The 7,164-nt window shown below is 71.1% G+C and carries 7 protein-coding genes; 1 reads left to right on the plus strand and 6 read right to left on the minus strand.

The genetic code is table 11. The annotated features are described in order from the left end of the window. Positions 1-18: 18 nt before the first annotated feature. The 6 genes from ACFV0G_RS31535 to ACFV0G_RS31560 all read right to left on the minus strand — a co-directional run bounded on the left by ACFV0G_RS31535 (position 19) and on the right by ACFV0G_RS31560 (position 5,338). On the minus strand, positions 19-792 hold the full coding sequence (locus tag ACFV0G_RS31535; RefSeq protein WP_380555402.1) for a succinate dehydrogenase iron-sulfur subunit: 774 nt from the start codon (positions 790-792) through the stop codon (positions 19-21). After that, positions 792-2,534, minus strand: coding sequence for a succinate dehydrogenase flavoprotein subunit (sdhA, locus tag ACFV0G_RS31540; protein WP_380555404.1), 1,743 nt, complete (start codon positions 2,532-2,534; stop codon positions 792-794). The genes ACFV0G_RS31535 and sdhA overlap by 1 nt, the downstream gene beginning before the upstream one ends. A 35-nt stretch (positions 2,535-2,569) precedes the next feature. Next, positions 2,570-3,061 (minus strand): succinate dehydrogenase, hydrophobic membrane anchor protein, encoded by a 492-nt coding sequence (gene sdhD, locus ACFV0G_RS31545; RefSeq protein WP_380555406.1) that lies wholly within the window; start codon positions 3,059-3,061, stop codon positions 2,570-2,572. A gap of 6 nt (positions 3,062-3,067) precedes the next feature. Then, positions 3,068-3,445, minus strand: a complete 378-nt coding sequence (gene sdhC, locus ACFV0G_RS31550; protein ID WP_380555408.1) for a succinate dehydrogenase, cytochrome b556 subunit — start codon at positions 3,443-3,445, stop codon at positions 3,068-3,070. 323 nt (positions 3,446-3,768) lie between these two features. After that, positions 3,769-4,305, minus strand: coding sequence for a 2-oxo-4-hydroxy-4-carboxy-5-ureidoimidazoline decarboxylase (locus tag ACFV0G_RS31555; RefSeq protein WP_380555414.1), 537 nt, complete (start codon positions 4,303-4,305; stop codon positions 3,769-3,771). A 289-nt stretch (positions 4,306-4,594) separates the two neighbouring features. Then, positions 4,595-5,338 (minus strand): SDR family oxidoreductase, encoded by a 744-nt coding sequence (locus ACFV0G_RS31560; RefSeq protein WP_380555410.1) that lies wholly within the window; start codon positions 5,336-5,338, stop codon positions 4,595-4,597. 197 nt (positions 5,339-5,535) lie between these two features. Between ACFV0G_RS31560 and ACFV0G_RS31565 the strand changes: the two genes are divergently transcribed. After that, entirely contained in the window at positions 5,536-7,125 is a 1,590-nt protein-coding gene (locus ACFV0G_RS31565; protein ID WP_380555412.1) for a methylmalonyl-CoA mutase, read from the plus strand. Positions 7,126-7,164: the final 39 nt, after the last annotated feature.

Consider the following 7,164-nt stretch of genomic DNA (forward strand, 5'->3'; position numbering starts at 1 on the left):
TTGCTGCGGTGCGGCGGCTCAGAAGCGGCGGGTGACCAGGGCGCGCTTGACCTCGGCGATCGCCTTGGTGACCTCGATGCCGCGGGGGCAGGCCTCCGAGCAGTTGAAGGTGGTGCGGCAGCGCCACACGCCCTCACGGTCGTTCAGGATCTCCAGGCGCTGCTCGGCACCCTCGTCGCGCGAGTCGAAGATGAAGCGGTGCGCGTTGACGATGGCGGCCGGGCCGAAGTACTGGCCGTCGTTCCAGAACACCGGGCAGGACGACGTGCACGCGGCGCACAGGATGCACTTGGTGGTGTCGTCGAAGCGCTCGCGGTCCTCGGCGGACTGCAGGCGCTCGCGGGTCGGGTCGTTCCCCTTGGTGATGAGGAACGGCATGACGTCCTTGTACGCCTGGAAGAACGGGTCCATGTCGACGATCAGGTCCTTGAGGACCGCGAGGCCCTTGATGGCCTCGACCGTGATCGGCTTCTCCGGGTTGACGTCCTTGATCAGGGTCTTGCACGCCAGCCGGTTGCGGCCGTTGATCCGCATGGCGTCCGAGCCGCAGATGCCGTGGGCGCACGAACGGCGGTAGGTGAGCGTGCCGTCCTGCTCCCACTTGACCTTGTTGAGGGCGTCCAGGACGCGCTCCTTCGGGTCCATCAGCAGCTGGTAGTCCACCCAGACCGGGTCCGGGTGCTCCTCCGGGTTGAACCGGCGGATCCGCAGGGTGACGTTGATCAGCTGGGTACCGCCGGCCTCGGCCGCGTCCAGAGCGGCCGAGTGCTTCTCCATGGTCGGAGTGCTCATCAGTACTTACGCTCCATCGGCTGGTAGCGGGTCTGCACGACCGGCTTGTAGTCGAGGCGGACGGAGGTGGTGCCGTCCGCGGCGACCTCCTGGTACGCCATGGTGTGCTGCATGAACTTCACGTCGTCACGCTTCGGGAAGTCCTCGCGGTAGTGACCGCCGCGGGACTCCTCGCGGGCCAGCGCGGAGACGACCAGCACCTCGGCCAGGTCGAGCAGGTTGCCCAGCTCGATGGCCTCCAGCAGGTCCGTGTTGTAGCGCGAGCCCTTGTCCTGGATGGCGACGTTCTTGTACCGCTCACGCAGCGCGGCGATGTCGGCGACGGCCTGCTTGAGGGTGTCACCGGTGCGGTAGACGGACGCGTTGGCGTCCATCGACTCCTGCATCTCCTTGCGGATCTGCGCCACGGACTCGGTGCCGGCCGACTCGCGGAGGCCGTCGACCATCTTCTGGACGAGCTCCTCGGCGTTCTCCGGCAGCGGCACGAACTCGTTGTTCGCGGCGTACTCGGCGGCGGCGATGCCCGCACGGCGGCCGAACACGTTGATGTCCAGCAGCGAGTTGGTGCCCAGGCGGTTGGCGCCGTGCACGGAGACGCAGGCGACCTCGCCGGCGGCGTACAGGCCGGGGACGATCTCGGTGTTGTTCTTCAGCACCTCGCCCTCGACGTTGGTCGGGATGCCGCCCATGCCGTAGTGCGCGGTGGGCTGGATCGGGATCGGGTCCGTGTAGGGCTCGATGCCGAGGTACGTCCGCGCGAACTCGGTGATGTCCGGGAGCTTGGCGTCCAGCTGCTCCGGGGGCAGGTGGGTGAGGTCCAGGTAGACGTGGTCGCCGTCCGGACCGCAGCCGCGGCCCTCGCGGATCTCGCTGTAGATGGCGCGGGAGCACACGTCGCGGGACGCGAGGTCCTTCATGACGGGGGCGTAGCGCTCCATGAAGCGCTCGCCGTCCTTGTTGCGCAGGATGCCGCCCTCGCCGCGGGCGCCCTCGGTGAGCAGGATGCCCATGCGCCAGATGCCCGTCGGGTGGAACTGGAAGAACTCCATGTCCTCCAGCGGCAGGCCCCGGCGGTACGCCACGGCCTGGCCGTCACCGGTCAGGGTGTGGGCGTTCGAGGTGACCTTGAACATCTTGCCGGTGCCGCCGGAGGCGAACACGACGGCCTTGGCCTGGAAGACGTGGATCTCGCCGGTGGCGAGCTCGTAGGCCACCACGCCGGCGGTCTTGCCCTCGTTGATGAGCAGGTCGAGGACGTAGAACTCGTTGAAGAACTCGACGCCGTGCTTGACGCAGTTCTGGAACAGCGTCTGGAGGATCATGTGACCGGTGCGGTCGGCCGCGTAGCAGGAGCGGCGGACGGGGGCCTCACCGTGGTTGCGGGAGTGCCCGCCGAAGCGGCGCTGGTCGATCCGGCCCTGCTCGGTCCGGGAGAAGGGCAGGCCCATCTTCTCCAGGTCGAGGACGGCGTCGATGGCCTCCTTGCACATGATCTCGGCGGCGTCCTGGTCGACCAGGTAGTCACCGCCCTTGACCGTGTCGAAGGTGTGCCACTCCCAGTTGTCCTCCTCGACGTTGGCGAGGGCGGCACACATGCCGCCCTGGGCCGCGCCGGTGTGGGACCGGGTGGGGTAGAGCTTGGTCAGGACGGCGGTGCGGCTGCGCTGGGTCGACTCGATGGCCGCGCGCATGCCGGCGCCGCCGGCGCCGACGATGACGGTGTCGTACTGGTGAATCTGCATGGGGGTAGTTCGCCTCTGGCTCGTCGATGGCCGATTTAGATGTTCGGGTCGAAGGTGAAGATCACCAGGGTGCCGAGCAGCACGGTGAACACCGCGGCAGCACCCATGAGGGTCTTCAGCCAGAGCCGAGTGGAGTCCTTCTCGGCGTAGTCGTTGATGACGGTGCGCATGCCGTTGGCGCCGTGCAGCATGGCGAGCCAGAGCATCAGCAGGTCCCAGCCCTGCCAGAACGGCGAGGCCCAGCGGCCGGCGACGAAGGCGAAGTTGATCTTGGAGACGCCGCCGTCGAGCACCAGCATGATGATCAGGTGGCCGAGGATCAGGAAGACCAGCACCACGCCGGAGAGCCGCATGAAGAGCCACGCGAGCATCTCGAAGTTGGTGCGGGTGCGGCGCGGGGTCCGCGCGGTGCGGGTCCGGGCCGGCTCGACGACGAACGCGTCGGCCGGGTTGCCGGTGCCCAGGCCCTGGCCGGTGTGGGCCTGGAGCGAGGGGACGACCAGCTTGTCGGTGGTGTCAGAAGCCATTGCGGATCACCCGAACCACGTACGAAGAGTGTGCTGCAGGATGTGGTAGAAGGACGCCGCGAGAAGGACGACCCAGACGCCGACGACGGACCAGAGCATCTGCTTCTGGTACTTGGCGCCCTTCGACCAGAAGTCCACTGCCACGACCCGCAGGCCGTTCAGTGCGTGGAACAGGATGGCGGCGGTGAGGCCGTACTCCATCAGGTTCACGATGGGGTTCTTGTACGTGTTGATGACGGTGTCGTAGTCCTGCGGAGACACCCGGACAAGCGCGGTGTCGAGGACGTGCGCGAAAAGGAAGAAGAAGATGAGGACGCCGGTGACTCGGTGAGCCACCCAGCTCCACATGCCTTCCCGGCCGCGGTACAGCGTTCCAGCCGGCACGGAAAACCCTCCGGAAGCGATTGGGGGCTCGGCCGGCTTCGGTGTCGGTCAGCCCGGCCGGGTACGGTCCACCGGCCGCGAGCATCCTATCGACGCCGTGTCGGGAACCGCCTCCGGGGGGCGCAGGTGTGATCAATCAGGCACTCACGGCCTAATCCCGGCGGGAACCATCACCATCGGCCACCTCCCGGTTGCACTCCGTCCCGGCGTCCGCAGGCCTCGGCGCACGGGGTGCGAGCACGGCGTGTCGCACCTGGTGCGCGCCCCCGCCGCGCCGTCCGCGCCCCCGCCCGGCAGGGCAGGAGGGCGGGCGGGCCGGCGGGTCAGCGTGCGCCCGCCTCCGCGGAGTGCCGGGCCACCAGGTGGGCGAGGCGGACCAGCGCGATCCGGCGCAGCTCGTCCGCGGCGGTCAGGCGCTCCTCGTCGGGCTCGCTGGCCAGCCTGGTCCGGATCGAGGCGAGCACGGTGTCGAGCATCTCCTCCGGCTCGACGCCCTCCAGGCACACCACGAAGACGTGCCCGAAGCGCGCCTCGTACGCGGCGTGGGCCGCCCGCAGGGCGGTGTGCGCGGCCTGGCTGCCGGGGGCCCGCATGCCGAGCAGCGGCTGCGGCATCCAGCTCTCGTCCGCCAGCGCCTCCGCCAGGTCGGCGGGCCGCAGGTCGTACGAGGCCTCGCTGGCGGCGGCGAGCAGGGACTCTATGTCGGGGTACGGCCGGTGGGCGGTGAGCCGCAGGGCCCACCGGTGGCTGCCGCAGCAGGCCAGCAGGGCCTCCTCGGCCGCACCGGAGTCGGCCTCGTTGAACCGGTGCAGTCCGAGCAGGGACGGTTCCGTCGAAGCGTCGAGGCGCTGCGGCGGGATGTCGCTGGTCAGCGGGTCCTCCTCGTGAGGGCGGGAAGGGGGGATGCTCCAGAGACGAAAAGGTAGGTGCTGTGCGATGGCGCGACGTACCGGGGAACGGCAGGCCGGGGAAACCCCCAGGCAGCGCCTCCACGGTAGTTGAGGGCTCATCAGTTGGGGAGATGCCGCGCGAAATTCACTCGATCGAGCTATCAAGTTGTGACGCGCCGCACCGATGGGCGGGACCGCGCGCCTCGGAGAGCGCCCCGGGTGGGCCGGGCGGGCGCCGCCCCGCCCACCCGGGCCGGGGCTACAGCTCCCGGTGCACCTTGTGGTTGGCGGCCTGCGCCCGCGGCCGGACCACCAGCAGGTCGATGTTGACGTGCGGCGGACGGGTCACCGCCCAGGAGACGGTGTCCGCGATGTCCTCCGAGGTCAGCGGCTCGGCGACGCCCGCGTAGACCGCGGCGGCCTTGTCCTCGTCGCCGCGGAAGCGGGTCACCGCGAAGCCCTCGGACTTCACCATGCCCGGCGCGATCTCGATCACCCGGATCGGGTCGCCGCACAGCTCCAGCCGCAGCGTGGCCGCGATCGTGTGCGCGGCGTGCTTGGCCGCCACGTACCCGCCGCCGCCCTCGTAGGCGGCCATCGCGGCGGTGGAGGACATCACCAGCACCGTGCCGTCCCCGGTGGCGCGCAGCGCCGGCAGCAGCGCCTGCGTCACATTGAGCACGCCGATCACGTTGACCTCGTACATCAGCCGCCAGTCGGCCGGGTCGCCGCTCTCCACGCTCTCCGCGCCGATCGCGCCGCCCGCGTTGTTGACCAGGACGTCGACCCGGCCCACCTCGGCGGCGAAGGCGTCCACCGCCGCCCGGTCGGTCACGTCCAGGGTGTACGCCCGGCCGCCGATCTCCTTCGCCAGCCGCTCGATCCGGTCGGTGCGGCGCGCGGTGAGCACCACGTCGAAGCCGTCCGCGGCCAGTCGGCGCGCCGTGGCCGCGCCGATCCCGCTGCTCGCTCCGGTGACCACGGCCACCTTCTGCTCGGTCATGTCACTCCAGGGGTCTGTCCGGTCGTGCTCCGATCATCTCAGGAGGACCGCGGCCGCCCACGGGCAGCGTCCCGGCCGCCCCGGGACGGCATCCCGGCCGCGCCGCCCGCCCGTCCCGGCCGGCCGCGGCTACAGTGCGAAACCGGGCGACCACCGGGCCGTACCGGCCCGGGCCCCACACCCCGCGGAGGTCCGCCATGCCAGCCGAGCCCCGCCGCGCCGAGTCGGGCGTGCCCATCGAGCCGCTGTACGGCCCCGAGGCCCTCGCGGACTGGGACGCGGCGGCCAGGCTGGGCAGCCCCGGGGAGTACCCCTTCACCCGGGGCGTCTACCCGACGATGTACACCGGCCGGCCGTGGACGATGCGGCAGTACGCCGGCTTCGGCACCGCCGCCGAATCCAACGCGCGCTACCGGCAGCTGATCGCCGCCGGCACCACCGGCCTCTCGGTCGCCTTCGACCTGCCCACCCAGATGGGCCACGACTCGGACGCCCCGCTCGCGGCCGGCGAGGTCGGCAAGGTCGGCGTGGCGATCGACAGCGTCGAGGACATGGCCGTGCTGTTCGACGGCATCCCGCTGGGCGAGGTCTCCACCTCGATGACGATCAACGCCCCGGCCGCGCTGCTGCTGCTCCTCTACCGGCTGGTCGGCGAGGCACAGGGGGTCCCCGCGCACCGGCTCACCGGCACCGTCCAGAACGACGTGCTGAAGGAGTACATCGCCCGCGGCACGTACATCTTCCCGCCGCAGCCGTCGCTGCGGCTGACCGCCGACGTCTTCCGCTACTGCCGGGCGGAGATCCCGCGCTGGAACACCATCTCCATCTCCGGCTACCACATGGCCGAGGCCGGCGCGGACCCCGCGCAGGAGATCGCCTTCACGCTCGCCGACGGCATCGCGTACGTGCGCACCGCACTGGAGGCGGGCATGGCGGTGGACGAGTTCGCGCCACGGCTCTCGTTCTTCTTCGTCGCCCGCACCACCCTGCTGGAGGAGGTCGCCAAGTTCCGGGCCGCCCGGCGGATCTGGGCCCGGGTGATGCGGGAGGAGTTCGGCGCGCGGGACCCGCGCTCGCAGATGCTGCGCTTCCACACCCAGACCGCCGGCGTGCAGCTCACCGCCCAGCAGCCGGAGGTCAACCTGGTCCGGGTCTCCCTGCAGGCCCTGGCCGCGGTGCTCGGCGGCACCCAGTCGCTGCACACCAACAGCTTCGACGAGGCCATTGCGCTGCCCACCGAGAAGTCGGCCCGGCTGGCGCTGCGCACCCAGCAGGTGCTCGCCCACGAGAGCGACGTCACCGCCACGGTCGACCCGTTCGCCGGCTCCTACGCGGTCGAGAGCCTCACCGACGCGGTCGAGGCCGCCGCCCTGGAGCTGATGCGCCGGATCGAGGACCTCGGCGGCGCGGTCGCCGCGATCGAGCAGGGCTACCAGAAGGCCGAGATCGAGCGCACCGCCTACCGCATCCAGCAGGAGCAGGACTCCGGCGCCCGCACCGTGGTCGGCGTCAACCGCTTCCGGCTGGAGGCCGAGGAGCCGTACCGGCCGCTGCGGGTGGACCCGGCGATCGAGGAGCAGCAGGCCGCCCGGCTGGCCCGGCTGCGGGCGGGGCGCGACCGCTCGGCGGTGTCCCGCACCCTGGGCGCGCTGCGCCGGGCGGCCGAGGGGAGCGAGAACGTGCTCCCGCCGATGAAGGAGGCGCTGGCGGCGCGGGCGACCGTCGGCGAGGTCTGCGGCGCGCTGCGCGAGGTCTGGGGCACCTACACGCCGGCCGAGCGGTTCTGAGCGGTACCGGCCGCGTCCGGCCGGGGCGGGACGCCCCCC

The sequence above is a fragment of the Kitasatospora sp. NPDC059571 genome (assembly GCF_042735675.1).
Classification (GTDB): Bacteria; Actinomycetota; Actinomycetes; order Streptomycetales; family Streptomycetaceae; genus Kitasatospora.